General features: G+C 73.5%; 13 protein-coding genes. 9 read left to right on the top strand and 4 right to left on the bottom strand.

The features are described 5' to 3' along the window. The first annotated feature begins 51 nt into the window (after window positions 1-51). Entirely contained in the window at window positions 52-780 is a 729-nt protein-coding gene (locus ABZX96_RS22490; protein ID WP_355547119.1) for a helix-turn-helix domain-containing protein, read from the top strand. A 132-nt stretch (window positions 781-912) separates the two neighbouring features. Here ABZX96_RS22490 and ABZX96_RS22485 read toward each other — a convergent pair whose 3' ends face one another. Further along, window positions 913-1560: a DUF1326 domain-containing protein gene (locus ABZX96_RS22485; protein ID WP_355547117.1), complete on the bottom strand. Its 648-nt coding sequence runs from the start codon at window positions 1558-1560 to the stop codon at window positions 913-915. A 405-nt stretch (window positions 1561-1965) separates the two neighbouring features. On the opposite strand from ABZX96_RS22485, the gene abc-f reads away from it, so the two are divergent. Continuing rightward, window positions 1966-3600: a ribosomal protection-like ABC-F family protein gene (abc-f, locus tag ABZX96_RS22480; RefSeq protein ID WP_355547115.1), complete on the top strand. Its 1635-nt coding sequence runs from the start codon at window positions 1966-1968 to the stop codon at window positions 3598-3600. An 83-nt stretch (window positions 3601-3683) separates the two neighbouring features. Then, complete coding sequence (locus ABZX96_RS22475; RefSeq protein WP_355547113.1) at window positions 3684-5381, top strand: ABC-F family ATP-binding cassette domain-containing protein; 1698 nt, start codon at window positions 3684-3686, stop codon at window positions 5379-5381. 403 nt (window positions 5382-5784) lie between these two features. On the opposite strand, the gene ABZX96_RS22470 is transcribed toward ABZX96_RS22475, so the two are convergent. Together ABZX96_RS22470 and ABZX96_RS22465 are read right to left on the bottom strand one after the other, a co-directional pair. Continuing rightward, window positions 5785-6291 carry a hypothetical protein gene (locus tag ABZX96_RS22470; protein ID WP_355547111.1) on the bottom strand — a complete coding sequence of 169 codons (507 nt, stop codon included), beginning with the start codon at window positions 6289-6291 and terminating at the stop codon, window positions 5785-5787. A gap of 146 nt (window positions 6292-6437) precedes the next feature. Next, a complete protein-coding gene (locus ABZX96_RS22465) occupies window positions 6438-6890 on the bottom strand; it encodes a hypothetical protein (protein ID WP_355547109.1) in 453 nt (150 codons plus the stop codon). Window positions 6891-7423: 533 nt separating this feature from the next. Between ABZX96_RS22465 and ABZX96_RS22460 the strand changes: the two genes are divergently transcribed. The 3 genes from ABZX96_RS22460 to ABZX96_RS22450 all read left to right on the top strand — a co-directional run bounded on the left by ABZX96_RS22460 (window position 7424) and on the right by ABZX96_RS22450 (window position 9913). Further along, window positions 7424-8083 carry a helix-turn-helix domain-containing protein gene (locus ABZX96_RS22460; RefSeq protein WP_355547107.1) on the top strand — a complete coding sequence of 220 codons (660 nt, stop codon included), beginning with the start codon at window positions 7424-7426 and terminating at the stop codon, window positions 8081-8083. Between the two features lie 246 nt (window positions 8084-8329). After that, window positions 8330-9199: a universal stress protein gene (locus ABZX96_RS22455; protein ID WP_355547105.1), complete on the top strand. Its 870-nt coding sequence runs from the start codon at window positions 8330-8332 to the stop codon at window positions 9197-9199. Window positions 9200-9694: 495 nt separating this feature from the next. Beyond that, window positions 9695-9913, top strand: a complete 219-nt coding sequence (locus ABZX96_RS22450; protein WP_355547103.1) for a hypothetical protein — start codon at window positions 9695-9697, stop codon at window positions 9911-9913. Window positions 9914-9973: 60 nt separating this feature from the next. Here the strand turns inward: ABZX96_RS22450 and ABZX96_RS22445 are convergent, their stop codons facing one another. Then, entirely contained in the window at window positions 9974-10999 is a 1026-nt protein-coding gene (locus tag ABZX96_RS22445; protein WP_355547101.1) for a WYL domain-containing protein, read from the bottom strand. 179 nt (window positions 11000-11178) lie between these two features. Here ABZX96_RS22445 and ABZX96_RS22440 point away from each other — a divergent pair, with 179 nt between their 5' ends. The 3 genes from ABZX96_RS22440 (at window position 11179) to ABZX96_RS22430 (ending at window position 14613) form a co-directional block, all read left to right on the top strand. Beyond that, on the top strand, window positions 11179-12282 hold the full coding sequence (locus ABZX96_RS22440; protein WP_355547099.1) for a winged helix DNA-binding domain-containing protein: 1104 nt from the start codon (window positions 11179-11181) through the stop codon (window positions 12280-12282). 286 nt (window positions 12283-12568) lie between these two features. Then, the gene (locus tag ABZX96_RS22435) at window positions 12569-13435 is read left to right on the top strand and encodes an alpha/beta hydrolase (protein WP_355547097.1); all 867 of its coding nucleotides are present in this window, start codon (window positions 12569-12571) and stop codon (window positions 13433-13435) included. A 278-nt stretch (window positions 13436-13713) separates the two neighbouring features. Next, a complete protein-coding gene (locus ABZX96_RS22430; RefSeq protein ID WP_355547095.1) occupies window positions 13714-14613 on the top strand; it encodes an FAD-dependent oxidoreductase in 900 nt (299 codons plus the stop codon). Window positions 14614-14760 lie beyond the last annotated feature (147 nt).

Raw genomic sequence — 14760 nt, 5'->3', positions numbered from 1 at the left:
GGCGACGATCGGAAATCGAGAACCCATGAGCCATGAGCAGAAGGAACCGGTATGCCACTCGGCACCTCTTCGACGAAGTCCGTCACCGGCCGCGCTCTCACCATATTGAGCGTTTTCGACACGGCTCACACGCATCTCTCCCTCTCGGACATATCCCGGCGAGCGGGATTACCGACCTCCACCGTCTACCGCATCGTCTCCGAACTCGCCGCGTGGGGCGCGCTGGAACGAGGGAGCGACGGCCGATATTCCATCGGGCTGCGCCTGTGGGAAGTGGGCAGTCTGAACCTGACCCGGATGCAGCTGCGCGACGCGGCGATGCTCCACTTACGGCACCTGCACCACCTGACCAAGGAAGACGCCTATCTGGCGGTGCTGTACGACGACAGCGTCACCTACATAGAGATCGTCGGGGAACGGCGCGCCACGGCCGCCGGACGGGTGCCCCCGCTGCGGGACACCCGCGACTCGGCCGCCGGAGCGGCCCTGCTGGCCTGCGATCCGCGCTACTCCCGGGCCACCGGCCTGCTCGCCACCGTCCGCAGGACCGGCCTCGCCCTGCTGCCGGACACCTCGGTGCCCGCCATGCATTCCCTCGCCACCCCCTTGTTCGGACACAACGGGGCCACCATCGCCGCGGTCGGGCTCTTCGGCGACGACAGTGAAATCATCACCCGCTGGCAAGGACAATTGCTGGCGGCCACCTCCGGTATCCGCCGCCGGCTCCTGGAACTCGCCCCGGATTCACTGTGCCTGCCCCTTTTGCAAAGAAGCGGGTGAGGCAGCGGCGCACCTGAAGTCGAACACCGCATAACATTTATCGGAGTTCCCCGCGAGGTGCCATCGTGCCGCCCCCAAGGGACTTCACCGGACGACACCACACGGGAAATCTCAACAGGAGCGCCGATCGCGCTACTTGTCCGAGGGACGCCAGTCGAACGGGAAGTGCTTGCTCGATCCGCCCCGGTACTCCCGGGAGAAGTCGAATCCCCGGACCCGATCGTCGCTGACCACACCCCAGGTCGCCACCTGTCCCGGGCCGACCTCCGCGCCGGGTGCGTTGATCAGTTGCACGCGCCGGTTCGGGTCCGAGGTCGGACCGGTGAGCGCCGTCGCCCCCACACTGACCTTCCCCGGCACGCTCGCCCGCCAGTAGGCCAGGTCCTTTGCGGCGTCGAACCGGATCGGCGCGTACCGCACATCGCGCACCTCGCTGATCAGCGAGCCGAACTTCCCCGGCCAGCCGCCGACGTTCCCCCGGAAGATCTCCTCCAGCGCGTCGCGCTGCGCCTGGCTCCCCTTCTCGTCGATGTAGAACATCACCTTCATCGTGGCGTCCGGGTCACCCACCCACATGTTGCCGGCGAACTCCCCCAGGGCCACCACGCCGAGGTTGTCCAGCCGCAGGTCGCCGAAGTGCCCTTCGTGGATCTGCCAGACGAGGGTGAACAGGCAGGCCCCGTTCGTCGGCGACTGGGCGAAGGTGCAGGGGCAGGGCAGCGAGCAGCTGCACACGTCGAACCACTCGCCCTTGAGGTGCCAGTTCGTTTCGTTCGTCATCATCCACTCCTTACCCCTGGGGGGTATCCGTTGATGAAGAAGGTAGCCACCTCCTCGCGACCTGTCAAATACCCCCCAGGGGTATCGGATGCCGGGGGTGCCTGATGCCACCCACCCACAGCCTCGTCGGCGACTCGGCTCGCGGCGCGCCCGCCCCGCCCTCGCCACCGGAATTAATCCCGCGACAGCCTCGAACACGAGTGTTAGCCTGACGAAGACGTGATCTCGGATCGAGGAGACATAGCCGTGGTGGGTGACGACGACATCTCCGGGTGATACCCGGACCTGACGGCCGCCGGCCGGTGCACAGGAGCACCGCCGTGGTGGCTGCCTCGTCGTGCACTTTTCCCGTCTTCCGGGCACCGGTCTGTCTGCCGGGCCCGTGCCGTTCTCCGAGGTATTCCCATGTCCGACGCTTCCGTCGTCTGCTCGAACCTGTCCTTCTCCTGGCCCGACGACACCCCCGTCTTCCAGGACCTCTCCTTCACCGTGGGCACCGGCCGCACGGGGCTGGTGGCGCCCAACGGGTCCGGCAAGAGCACCCTGCTCAAGCTGATCGCCGGTGAACTGCGGCCCACCGCCGGCTTCGTGTCCGTCTCCGGCGTCCTCGGCTACCTCCCGCAGCACCTCCCCCTCGCCTCCGACCTCACCGTGGCCGAGGTGCTGGGCGTAGCCGAGGTGATCCGGGCGCTGGACGCCGTGGAATCCGGCGACGTGAGCGAGGAGCACTTCACGACCATCGGCGACGACTGGGACATCGAAGAGCGCACGCGCGCCCAGATCGACCGGCTCGGCCTCACGGACGTGACCCTCGACCGCGCCCTGAGCACCCTCAGCGGCGGTCAGATCGTCTCGCTGGGCCTCGCGGCGCAGTTGCTCAAGCGGCCCGACGTCCTGCTGCTGGACGAGCCGACGAACAATCTCGACCTCGACGCCCGCCACAAGCTCTACGACGTCCTGGAGGACTGGCCCGGCTGCCTGCTCCTGGTCAGCCACGACCGCGCGCTGCTGGACCGCATGGACCGCATCGCCGAACTCGACCGCGGCGCGCTGCGCCTGTACGGCGGCAACTTCACCGCGTACGAGGAGGCCGTGCAGGCGGAGCAGGAGGTGGCGGAGAAGAACGTCCGCAACGCCGAGCAGGAACTCAAGCGCGAGAAGCGGGAGTTGCAGCAGGCCCGCGAACGCGCCGAGCGCCGCATGAGCAACGCCTCCCGCAACCTCAAGAACGCGGGCCTGCCCCGCATCTTCGCCGGCAACATGAAGCGCGGCGCCCAGGAGGCGGCCGGCCGGTCGGGCCAGATGCACGCCTCCCGGGTCAGCGAGGCCAAGGCCCGTCTCGACGAGGCGGGGCGTGCCGTGCGCGACGAGCAGCGCCTCGTGCTGGACCTGCCCGCCACGCAGGTGGCCGCGGGGCGCAACCTGTTCGTCGGCGAGGGGCTCCGCGTCAGCCACGGCGAGCGGCCCCTGTTCGGGCCGGCCGGAGTCGACCTGACGATCCGGGGGCCCGAACGCATCGCCCTGACCGGCCCGAACGGCGCCGGCAAGACCACGCTGCTGCGCCTGCTGCACGGCGACCTCGCCCCCGACGAAGGCGAGATCAAGCGGGCCGACAGCCGGATCGCCTACCTCTCGCAGCGGCTCGACCTGCTCGCACCCGACCGGACGGTGGCCGAGAACTTCGCCGCCTTCGCCCCGCACCGCACGGAGGCGGAGCGGATGAACCTGCTCGCCCGCTTCCTCTTCCGGGGCGCCCGGGCGCACCTGCCGGTGCGGGTGCTGTCCGGCGGCGAGCGGCTGCGCGCCACGCTGGCGTGCGTGCTGTGCGCCGAACCGGCCCCGCAGCTCCTGCTCCTGGACGAGCCGACGAACAACCTCGACCTGGCGAGCGCCGGGCAGTTGGAGAGCGCGCTGGCCTCCTACCAGGGGGCGTTCGTCGTGGTCAGCCACGACGAACGCTTCCTCGCGCGGATCGGGATCGACCGCTGGCTGCGGCTGGCCGACGGCGAGTTGAAGGAGACGTCCGCCCCCGAGGTGTGAGGCGCCGGAACCCGGCCTGGCCCGCGTCCGAGGAATCTTTCCCGGCGGGCCGCGTACCCCTCGCACCCCACAGGTGGACCACCATGCCCCGACCCGCCCTGATCGCCCACGACCTCGTCCGCACGCTGGGGACCCGCCGGGTCCTCGACGGCGTCTCCCTCACCGTCTCCCCCGGCCACCGCGTCGGGCTGATCGGCGAGAACGGCGTCGGCAAGTCGACCCTGCTGCGCCTGCTCGCGGGGGTGGACGAACCCGACGCCGGCCAGGTCACCCGCCCGCACGACCTCGGCTTCCTCCGGCAGGAGATGCCGTTCGACGGCGACGCCACGATCGCCCGCGTCCTGGACGACGCCCTGCGGGAGGCCCGCGCCGACCTGGCCGAACTCGACCGGCTCGCCCGGCTGCTCGCCGGCACCCCGGAGGACCGTCCCGAACACGCCGAGCTGCTGGACGCGTACGGACGGCGGCTCGAACAGGCCCAGGAACGCGAGGCGTGGGACGCCGACCGGCGGGCCGCGATCGTCCTCGACGGGCTCGGCCTCGGCGGCGTCGCGCACGACCGGACGCTCGGCTCCCTCTCCGGCGGGCAGCGCGGCCGGCTGGCCCTGGCCGCGCTCCTCGTCCGGCGCCCCGCGGCGCTGCTGCTGGACGAGCCGACCAACCACCTCGACGACGACGCGGCGGCCTTCGTGGAAGGCCAGGTCCGCGAGTTGCCCGGAGTCGTCGTGGCGGCCAGCCACGACCGGGCGTTCCTCGACGCCGTCTGCACCGACCTGATCGACCTCGACCCTGCCGTGGACGGGCCCGTGCGCTTCGGCGGGAACTACAGCGCCTACCAGGCCGAGAAGCGGGCGGAACGGGAGCGCTGGGAACGCGACTACGCACACCAGCAGGAGGAACTGGAGGAATTGCGCCGCTCGGCCGGGGTGACGGCGCGCCGCGTCGCCCCGGACCGGGGGCCGCGGGACAGCGAGAAGATGGGCTACGGCCACCGTGCCGGGCGGGTCCAGCAGCAGGTCTCCCGCCGGGTGCGCAACGCCACCCGGCGGCTCGCCGAACGGGAGCGGACCGCGATCGCCGCACCGCCCCGCCCCCTGCGCCTGCACGTCACCGCACTCACGGCCGAGCCGGCAGAGGATCCTGTGCAAGAACCGGTAGAGGGCGATCTCGTCACCCTGCGCGACGTCCGCGTGCCCGGCCGACTGAGCCTCGCGCACCTGGACGTCCCGCCCGGGGACCGCCTCCTGGTGACGGGGGACAACGGGGCCGGGAAGTCCACACTGCTCTCCGTGCTGGCCGGCCGGCTCCACGCCGAGGGCGAGGTGCGGCGGCGGCCGGGCCTGTCCGTGGGACTGCTGGCGCAGGACACCGTGTTCCCCCGCCCGGACCGCACGGCGCGGGACACCTACACGCGGTTCCTGGGCGCCGAGCGGGCGGAGGCGGTCCCGCTGGACTCGCTGGGGCTGCTGCACGCCGCGGATCTCGGCAAGCCCGTGGGCCACCTGTCCGTCGGCCAGCGCCGCCGGCTCGCGCTGGCCCTCCTCGTGGCGCGCCCACCGCAACTTCTGCTGCTCGACGAGCCCACCAACCACCTGTCCCCGCGCCTGTGTGACGAACTGGAGGACGCCCTCGGCGCCGGGCCGGGCGCGATCGTCCTCGCCAGCCACGACCGGTGGCTGCGCGGGCGCTGGCCCGGCCGCCGCCTCCACCTGCGCCCCGGCCGGGAGCACGCGGACGGCGTTGTGGCGGAGGCCCGTTCCGGGGCCGCCGGTGCGCCGTAACGGGGCGGGGCGGCACCGACGGACGCTCCTCGGGCCGTCTGGGCGTAGAAGACGCCGTAGTGGGCCGTGGTCGAGCCGACGTTGCGGACGACGACGTCGATGACGCGTTCGCCCGTCGCGCCGACCCGTTCCGATACGTGGGTGATCTCCACCCGGCGCTCCACCCCGCTCAGCGCGAGCGGGTGGGCGATGAACCGGCGGACCTGGCCGTAGGTCTGGCCGGACTGGACCCAGGAGTGTTCCTGACCGGGGGCGCGTCCGGTGCCCGCCGCCCAGAAACCGGTGTCCGGTTCCGCGATCGCCATGACGCGGCCCTCCTCTCGCGCCGCCGTGACGTCTCACGGGGTGCCGCTGTCCTGCCCGGGCGGAGGGCCGTCAATACGCCGCCGACGGCCCGCGACGGTCAGTGGTCCGGCAGCGGGGAGCCGCACCGCCAGCAGAACCGGGCGTCGGAGCCGGGCGCCATACGGCCGCATTCGGGGCAGACCAGGGCGAGCATGCACGCGGGCTCCCCTCCCTCGTCACGCACGGCCGCGGCGCGCGGGGGCGCGGGGTCGCCCGGGCGGGCGCAGACGCGGACGCAGGCCAGCCCCCGTGCTCCGGCCCGCAGCCTGTAGCCGAGGCCGGGGGGCAGCCAGGCGGCCGATACGGAGCGCAGTTTCCGTGGGGCCGCGCCGTCGGTGGTGACGAGGTGGCCGTCGCCTTCCAGGACGATCAGCAGGGCGTCCGAGCCGGCGTCCGTCCGCTCGTCCAGGGCCTGGGCGGGCGGCAGCCGGTGCAGCGTCGCGTCCAGGCGGCGGGGGTCCCCGGGGAGCCGCCACAGCGAGCCGTCCGCCAGGTCCGGCGCTCCCTGCTCGATCATGTCGCTGAGGCGGAACAGTTCCGGGGTGGCGCTCCTGTCGTCCCGCACGTTTTCCCCTCTCCTTCTCCCGCTCGGCCGGGCGGACGCCCGCACCGGCCGCGTTCCCGGCCACCCGCCTCTCACGGGTGTACCGCCTGCCGAAACGGGCCCGGCGCAAGCCGATATGGGCCCGCCACGAGCCCGCCATGCGGGTTTCAGCCGTCGGCTCCCGCGCCCGCGTCCCCGTCCGACGGCTCCCAGCGCTGGATGCGCAGACCGGGCCGGCGCGGGTGGACGGTGAGGTAGTACAGGCCGTTCTCCCCTGCGGACAGGCTGCGGCGCGAGCCGTGCGGGAGCCACAGCAATGATCCCTCGGTGAGGGGCCGCGGCCCCTCGGCGGTCACGAGCGTGCCGTCGCCGCCGACCACGAGCAGCAGGACGTCCAGGTCCCGTTCGGCGTGGGTGTCGACGCGGCGCCGGGGCGGCAGGTGGACGACGTTGGCGTCGAGCTGGCGTCCGGTCTCGGCCAGCTTCCACACGGCGCCGGCGGGGGCCTCCGGGACCGCGGTGAGGGACCGCACGTCCGCCAGCACGCTCGGAACCACGTCTTCCGCCCGGCCCCCGGTACAGGGAGCGTCCGCGGCGGGGACGGGGTGCGCCTTACTCATGGGCGGCTCGGACACGGATCGGGAGTGGTGTCACGTGCTCCTCTTTTCCTCACACCCTGCTCATGGGTCGCGCTATTATTACAGGTGGTATTGGGAAAAAATCGAGAACTCGTAGACTTGATCGAGAACTCGCGAACTCGTACGTCATGGATTTCGGCAGGAGGGGGAGCCGTGATCCTGGCGACCACACCACCGCGTGGGCCCGGTGGGAGCGGAGCACACCGCACCGCGCGCCTGATGGGCCGCCATCCCCTCGCGTGCCCATCGTGCGCCCGTCGGGCCGCGGGATTCAGTCATACGGCCCAAGACGCCGGCCCTCTTGCGTGCCGATCCCTCCGCGCACCGCGTACAAGCGAGGTTCCTCGCCACGGAAAGGCTCTTGCGGGACTTCCGTCGCACTGGCGTGCGGGCGTACGTTTCTTCGGTCCAGGCGTACGGTTCCCCGGCGCGGACGGCGTGACCGGCGGCGGCCCGGGACCGAGCCGCCCGGCGCTCGGCGCCCGGGCACCGCGCCCCGAAGAGAGGTGACCGACATGGCGGCGCCCCGCGGCTCGCGACGAGCGGAAGTCATACACGTTCTGCGCGAGGCGGGCATCCCACTGGGCGTGACCGACATCGCCCGGCGGATAGGCACGCACCCGAACACCGCCCGCTTCCACCTCGACGCCCTGGTGACCGAGGGAACCGTCGAGCGCACGCTGGAACAGCGGCCGGGGCCGGGGCGCCCCCGCACCGTCTACGCGATGCGGCCGGGGATGAACCGCGGCGGCGCCCGTGACTACCGCCTGCTCGCCGAGGTCCTGCTCGGGCACCTGTCCTCGGCCGCGTCCGGCACGGACGAGCAATTGGAGGAAGCCGGGCGCGCCTGGGGCCGGTTCCTGGTGGACCGGCCACCGCCCTTCGAGCGACTGACCAGGGAACAGACCGTCGCGCGGCTGACCACGCTCCTGACCGGCCTCGGCTTCCAGCCCGAAGCCGAACCGGACGCCGCCGCTCCGGAGCGCGTCCGCCTGCGCCACTGCCCCTTCCTGGAACTCGCGGAGAAGCACGGCGCCTTGGTGTGCCGCGTCCACCTGGGCCTGATGCGCGGGGCGCTGGCGGAACTGCGCGGACCGGTGACGGTCGCGCGGCTGGAGCCGTTCACCGCTTCCGGCACCTGCCTGGCCCACTTGGGGTGCGTCGACGCCGGATAGCCGGCGCGCCAGAGGAGCCCGTCGGCGTGCGTCGTTTCGTCCACCGGCGCGGTGCACGCGTGCCCACCCCGTCCGCCGGCGCGGTGAAGCCCCCGGTGAAGCCCCCTTCCCGGGACGCCGGACCAGGGCCCACCGGCCCTCGTCCCGGGCCCTTCGGCCCACGCCCCGGCGACCGGTCCGATCAGAGGGTGGACACAGGTCACCGCACCGACCGAAGGCAGCCACCCCGAAGCCCTGGAGGCCCCCATGCCTGGCACCATCACCGTCGGACTGGACGGCTCCCCGCAGGCCCTCGCCGCCGCCGACTGGGCCGCCGCCGAGGCGGCCCGCACCGGCAAAGAACTGCGCCTGGTCCACGCCTGGCTGTGGCAGCCCCTGGACATACCGCTCGCCCTGGACACGGACGTGCGGGAGAAGTGGGCCCGGAACGTCCTCAACGAGGGCAGGGCGCGGCTGGCGAAGACCTTCCCCGACCTGCCGGTCGGCACCGAACTGGTGGTACGGGAGCCGGTGGACGCCCTGCTGGCCGAGGCGGCCGAGGCCGACCTGCTCGTCCTGGGCTCGCGCGGGCACGGCACGCTGACCGGCTACCTCCTGGGCTCCGTCGCCCTGCACGTGCTGCGGCAGGCGACCCGGCCGGTCGTCATGGTGCGCGACCCGCGCCCGGCCGACGCGGAACGGCGGCTGGACGAGGTGGTCGTCGGCGTCGAGGACACCGGGGAGACCGGCGCCCCGGTACTGGAGTTCGCCTTCGCGGCGGCTGCCGCGCGAGGCGCCACCCTGCGGGCGGTGCGGGCCTGGAGCATTCCGTCGGTCGTCACCTGGAGCCTGGGCTCCCTGTGGCTGGCCGACGAGGCCGGCGGCCTGGCACCGCTCAACCAGAAGCTGCTGGCCGACGCCCTCGCGCCGTGGCGGGAGAAGTACCCGGCGGTGAAGGTGATCGAGGACGTCGAGATGGGCTCCGCCACGGAGGTCCTGCTGTCGCACGGGGGCGCCGCCGCGCTGCTGGTGGTCGGGCGCCGGGAACGCGGCGTCAGCCCCCGGCGCATCGGCTCGGTCGCGCACGCGGCCCTCCATCACGCCCCCGGTGCCGTGGCCGTGGTTCCGCACCCGTAGCCACGCCGAACCCACGGCGCTCGCCCGCCGTTTCGCTTCCGCCGGGGTGAGTCGCCCGGGAGACGGCGCCTGCCGCCCGACCGGGGCCGTGGCACGGACGCGGTGGCTCGCGGTCCCGTCCAGGTGCCGGAGGCGAGCGGTTCACCCGAACTTCGTTTTCCGGCACGGGAATGTGTGTTCGCGACCGGGCACGACACCCTATGCTTCTACACGCGTGTAGAAGACGCGGGCGCCGGAACACTCCGGCGCCTTCGCGTGCCGTCATGGCGCCGGAAAGCCGGGAAGGAGGGCGCGGCACGATCGGTGCGGACGCGATCGCCACGTCGACCGACCAGGCAACGCGCCGTCACCACCCGTCGCCCTGCCAAGGGTTGGGAACCGGCTACGGGCCCGACTTGTACCTCCGCCCGGCGCGTTCGCCGACGCGACGGCCGGCCGACGGCACGCGGATCACCGATTCACGACCCATCGATTCATGACCCTGGGAGGGCGAACGTGGCTTCGATCGAGCTGGAGAAGGTGCTGGACAAGGCGTGGGCGGACAAGAGCCTGCCGGAGATCCTGGCCGCTCCGGTTGCCGCGCTCAAAGGCGTTTCCGACCGTGACGGCGAACTGCTGAAGGAGGCGTTCGGCGTCACCACGGTCGCGGACCTCGCCGACCTGAAGTACGTGCGCTGGGCCCAGGCGCTGGCCGCTCTGAACGAAGCCAAGTAAGCGCGTAGTGCGGACAGGGGGCGGTACCGGGTACCGCCCCCTGATGCTGTGGGCGCGCGCTCAGGAGGCCGGGGCCGGAGGTTCCGTGGCGGGCGCGGTGGCCGCCGCCGCGTCGGCGTAACGGCGGGCCAGGCGCGCGAAGGCGTCCCGGAGCTCGGCCGGGCCGACGACCTCGATGTCGGCGTCGAACCTGCCGATGGTGGCGGCCAGACCGGGCCACGACCACGCCCCCAGGACGAGCCGGCAGCGGTGCGGGCCGAGTTCCTCGACGACTCCGTCGTGGACGTAGGGGGACACGGCGGCGGCCGGCAGGTCGAGGATCACCTCGCCGCGGCAGGGCCAGTCGCGGGAAATGCCCTGGAACTTGTTGGTCACGAAGGTGGCCACATCGCCGCCGGGCAGTTCGCGCGGGGTGAAGCGGGGACCCGTAGGGGTACGCGGGGTGATCCGGTCGGCGCGGAAGGTGCGCCAGTCCTCGCGATCGAGGTCCCAGGCGATCAGGTACCAGCGCCCGCCCCAGGTGACGAGGTGGTGGGGTTCCACCCGGCGCGGTGGCGCCCCGGCGGACTCCTCGTCCCCGGCTCCGGGCGGGGCGGACGCGGGGGTGTAGTCGAAACGCAGTACCTCGCGGGCGTGGACGGCGGCGCCGAGCATCATGAGCAGGCCGCTGCCGACCTGCGGGACGGGCTGGTGCGTGGGCCGCTCGACGGCGGTGACCTGGAGGGTCTCGATCCGGCGGCGCAGCCGCGCGGGCATCGTCTGCCGCACGGTGGTCAAGGCCCGCGCCGCGGCCTCCTCGATGCCCGCGCCGGCGGTGGTGGCGATCTGGAGAGCGAGGGTGAGGGCGACCGCCTGCTCGTCGTCGAACAGCAGTGGGGGCAGCTCCGTGCCCGCGCCCAGCCGGTAGCCGCCCTCGGGGCCCTTCGTCGCCACGATGGGGTAGCCGAGTTCGCGCAGGCGGTCGACATCGCGGCGCACGGTGCGCGGGCTGACCTCCAGCCGCGCGGCCAGCAGCGCCCCCGGCCAGTCCCGGCGCGCCTGGAGCAGGGAGAGCAGCGCCAACAATCGCGCGGAAGTCTTCGGCATGCCCCCATACTGCACCGGGAAGCGGACACGTCCTGACCGCTTCTCCTGCGACTGTGGTCACCTGCGGACAACGAGAACGACCGGAAGGGCCCGACCACCGTGTCCACCACGACCACGCTCCCCTGCGCTCCGCCCCCTCCCGACGCCGAGGAAGCCGGGCCGCGCCCCATGGTGGCCCGATGACGGTCCTCGACACCCGGGCGCTCAACCGCGCGACACTCGCCCGGCAACTGCTCCTCACCCGCGCCGACATACCGGTCCTCGACGCCGTCGCGCACCTGTGTGGCCTGCAGGCGCAGGAACCCCAGGAACCGTTCGCCGGGCTCTGGTCGCGGCTGCGCGCGTTCGATCCGGCGGCGCTCTCGGACCTGCTGACCGGCCGGCGCGTGGTGCGCACCCACCTCATGCGCCGCACCGTCCACCTCGTCACCGCCGACGACGCCTTGGCCTGGCGGGCCCGCCACAACGCCATGCTGCGCCAACGGGTCCTGGGGACCTACCGCCGCGAGCTCGACGGAATAGACCTCGACGAACTCGCGGCGGCGGGGCTGGCGGTCATGGCCGACGACCGGCCCCGCTCGACTCCCGAGCTCGCGCGGACGCTCGCCGGGCGCTGGCCGCAGGCGGGAGTGCGGGCACTCGGGGAGCTGCTGATCCCCGCCCTCGTTCCGGCGGCGCAGTTGCCGCCACGCGGTCTGTGGCGCCGGAAAGCGGGGGTGCGCAACGTCCTGCTCTCCTCCTGGCTCGGACGGGAGATCGACCCGCCGGCCCCGGACGGCTCCGATCCGGTCGGCGAAGCGCTGGTGCGGCGCTATCTGGCCGCGTTCGGCCCCGCCGCCACGTCCGACCTGCGCGCCTGGTGCGGCCTCACCGGACTGCCGCACGCGGTCGCCGCGGTCCGCGAGGAGCTCGTCGCCTTCCGCGACGAGCGGGGCCGGGAACTGCTGGACCTCCCCGGCGCACCCCGCCCCGGCCCCGGCACCCCGGCCCCCGTGCGGTTCCTTCCGGCGTTCGACAACGCGGTCCTCGGCTACCACGACCGCGGCCGGATCATCGACGACGCCCACCGCGGCCTCTCCGTCACCGGCGCGCGATTCGTCCTGGTCGACGGCCGGGTCTCCGCGACCTGGGACGTCGAGGACGGCACCGTGCTGGTCACCCCGCTGCGCCGCTTCTCCCGTGCCGAGCGCTCCGAGGTCGCCGAGGAGGGGGAGGCGCTGGCGGCGTTCCTCTCCGAGGGCGAGAGTCGCGGGGTCCGCGTCGCCATGGCGCCGCCGTCCTGAATCGGCCCATGGGGACGCGTCACGGCGCCCTTTTGAGCGGCGGGCGGCGCGGGCGGCGTCCCGGCAGATGACGCGTCGGGGCCGGGGCGGCTCGGCCATCACCCGGCCCTGAGTCGCGCTCTGTGACGTCGGATTCGATGACGCCGCGCGTCGGGCGCCGAGAGGGTTGTCGGAAGTGCGGCGCCGTGGGACGTCGGCAGGACATCGCCGCCTCACGTGGTCAGGCCGTGAACGGTGGTGCGGTAATCGGATGATCGCCCGCGGCCCTCTCCGTCATGATGCGGGCATGCACATATTCGTTGTCCCTCCCACGCGTACCGGCGAGGAACGGCTGCCCGACGGCAGGCTCCTGGACTGGGCCGAGTGGGGCCCGTCCGACGGCGCACCGGTCCTGTTCTCCCCCGGGGCGGCCACCAGCCGCCATCTCGGTTTCGGGGCACGGGCGGTGCACGACCTCGGGGTCCGGCTCATCTCCGTTGACCGCCCCGGCCTGGGCGCCTCCACTCCGGCGCCCCGGCGCACCCTGGCGGATTTCGCGGCGGACATCCGCGTCTTCGCCGAGCTGACGGGCCTGGGACGGCCGGCCATGGTCGGCAACTCGCAAGGGGCCCCGTTCGCCCTCGCCTGCGCCGCCGCCGGCGTGGTGGGCGCGCTGGCCGTGGTCTCGGGGGCGGACGAGGTCGCCGACCCCCGCTTCGCCGACGCGCTGCCGCCCGAGCCGCGGCGTCTGGTGGACCTCGCCGTACGGGATCCCGAGGCGGCCGAGAAGGTCTTCGCCGGGTTCACTCCGCAGGCCATGTGGGACCTGGTCATGGGCAACAGTCCGGCGTGCGACCGGGCCGTGTACCAGCAGGAGGCGTTCGCCGCCGCCTACCGCGAGGCGCTGCGGCAAGCGTTCGCCCAAGGGGCCGCGGGCTACGCCCGGGACACCGTGCTCGCCATGGGTCGGTGGGGCATCGATCTCTCGTCGATCCGGGTGCCGGTGGACGTCTGGTACGGGGCGGAGGACGCCGGCCACTCCCCCGACCAGGGAGCGGGACTGACCTCCCGCATTCCCGGAGCCGTGCGGCACGTCGTGCCCGGAGTCGGCGGCGCCGTCCTGTGGACGGAAGCCCGTCAGATCCTCCGCACGGTCCTCGCGCGCGCAAGGTGATGGCCCGTCTCACGGCGGCGGTGCTCGACTGAGGCCGTGAGCCTGTCGGTGGATGTCCTCGTGGTGGGCCCGGACGGCGGGGCGGGACGCGCCGGGCGAACGCCGAGTGCCGTGTCCGTTGTTCCTGCCCTCTCCCCCGGCTGCTTCGGCTGACGGGCCGTTGAGCCGTTGGGCCGTTCCGTCGAACGGGCGGAGGCGTGCCGTACCCTCGGCCGTGCCCGGCTCAGGGACGGCGCGCGGACGCGGGCCGCCGTCCGCATCGTCCGAAGGGAGCACGTGTGAACGACCGCCATGACACCGACCTGTTGGTCGTGGGAGCCGGTCCGGCGGGCTGTGCGGCGGCGCTGATGGCGGCGAGTCTGGGGATGCGCACCCTCGTCGTCGAGCCCGGGCGCGTCGGCGGCAAGCTGCACGCCATCCCCGCGCTGGAGAACGTCCCCGGGGCCTGGCGGGACGGCCCCGCCCTCGCCCAGGCGCTCGCCGCCGACCTGGCCCGCGTCCAGCAGGACGGGCGCTGTGCCCTGGTCGCCGAACGGGCCGTGGGCGTCGCCGGTCACCCCGGGCACGCGGAGGTACGGCTCGCCGACGGGCGGGTGCTGGCGGCGGACGCCGTCGTCGTCGCCACCGGCGTGACCGAGGTCGGCCCGGGTCACACGGCGTGGACGCGGGCGTCCCCGGACCTGTCGCCGCCGCCGTTGTGGCGGGCGCGGCCGGACGAGCTGTCCGGCGACACGTACGTCCTCGGTGGCGACCGGCCGCTCGGCACCTGGTTGCGCGCCCATCCCGCGGCCCCGCACACCCTGCACGTCCTGTATCCGCCCGCCGACGCTTACAAGGTCCGCGAGGTCGCGCGGGACACACGGGTGCGCCTGGTCCCGGTCGAGCACGTCACCGTGCGGCGTGACGGCCGCGGGTACCTGCTGGAAACCCGCACGGCCGAAGGGGAACGGGTCCATCGGGCGGACACATTGCTGGGCAATCTCGGCGGCAGGCCGGCCGTCCTGGACGGGCTGTCGCGGAACGCCGACGGCTACTGCCCGCCCGGCGATCAGCACCCGAGGATCCTGACCGCCGGGGACCTGCGCTCCTCTCGGTTCCAGCGCGTCGCCACGGCCCAGGGTTCCGGCGCCGAGGCGGCGTTGACCTGGTATTACCGTACGGCGCTGCCCCGGGAGTGACGGCGGGGCGGCGGGCGGCGAGACGCCTGTCAGGATCGTCTCCATCCGCCCACCGCCCCGAAGCGGGCCGTCCGGCGCCCCCGGCCGGGCGCGGGGGCCGCGGCGGGGCGCCGGGGGGGGGGCGGGGGGGGAGAGCACCCCCGGGAC

Origin of the sequence: Streptomyces sp. NPDC003077 (genome assembly GCF_040611095.1) — a bacterium.
Taxonomy (GTDB): Bacteria; Actinomycetota; Actinomycetes; order Streptomycetales; family Streptomycetaceae; genus Streptomyces.
The sequence above is the reverse complement of the archived record's forward strand: the minus strand, read 5'-3'. Positions and strand labels throughout refer to the sequence as shown.

Excerpts from the sequence above, each read along its gene's own strand:
- ABZX96_RS22490 (WP_355547119.1), top strand. The coding sequence starts at position 52 with ATGCCACTCGGCACCTCTTCGACGAAGTCCGTCACCGGCCGCGCTCTC.
- ABZX96_RS22485 (WP_355547117.1), bottom strand. The coding sequence starts at position 1,560 with ATGACGAACGAAACGAACTGGCACCTCAAGGGCGAGTGGTTCGACGTG.
- abc-f (WP_355547115.1), top strand. The coding sequence starts at position 1,966 with ATGTCCGACGCTTCCGTCGTCTGCTCGAACCTGTCCTTCTCCTGGCCC.
- ABZX96_RS22475 (WP_355547113.1), top strand. The coding sequence starts at position 3,684 with ATGCCCCGACCCGCCCTGATCGCCCACGACCTCGTCCGCACGCTGGGG.
- ABZX96_RS22465 (WP_355547109.1), bottom strand. The coding sequence starts at position 6,890 with ATGAGTAAGGCGCACCCCGTCCCCGCCGCGGACGCTCCCTGTACCGGG.
- ABZX96_RS22460 (WP_355547107.1), top strand. The coding sequence starts at position 7,424 with ATGGCGGCGCCCCGCGGCTCGCGACGAGCGGAAGTCATACACGTTCTG.
- ABZX96_RS22455 (WP_355547105.1), top strand. The coding sequence starts at position 8,330 with ATGCCTGGCACCATCACCGTCGGACTGGACGGCTCCCCGCAGGCCCTC.
- ABZX96_RS22445 (WP_355547101.1), bottom strand. The coding sequence starts at position 10,999 with ATGCCGAAGACTTCCGCGCGATTGTTGGCGCTGCTCTCCCTGCTCCAG.
- ABZX96_RS22440 (WP_355547099.1), top strand. The coding sequence starts at position 11,179 with ATGACGGTCCTCGACACCCGGGCGCTCAACCGCGCGACACTCGCCCGG.
- ABZX96_RS22435 (WP_355547097.1), top strand. The coding sequence starts at position 12,569 with ATGCACATATTCGTTGTCCCTCCCACGCGTACCGGCGAGGAACGGCTG.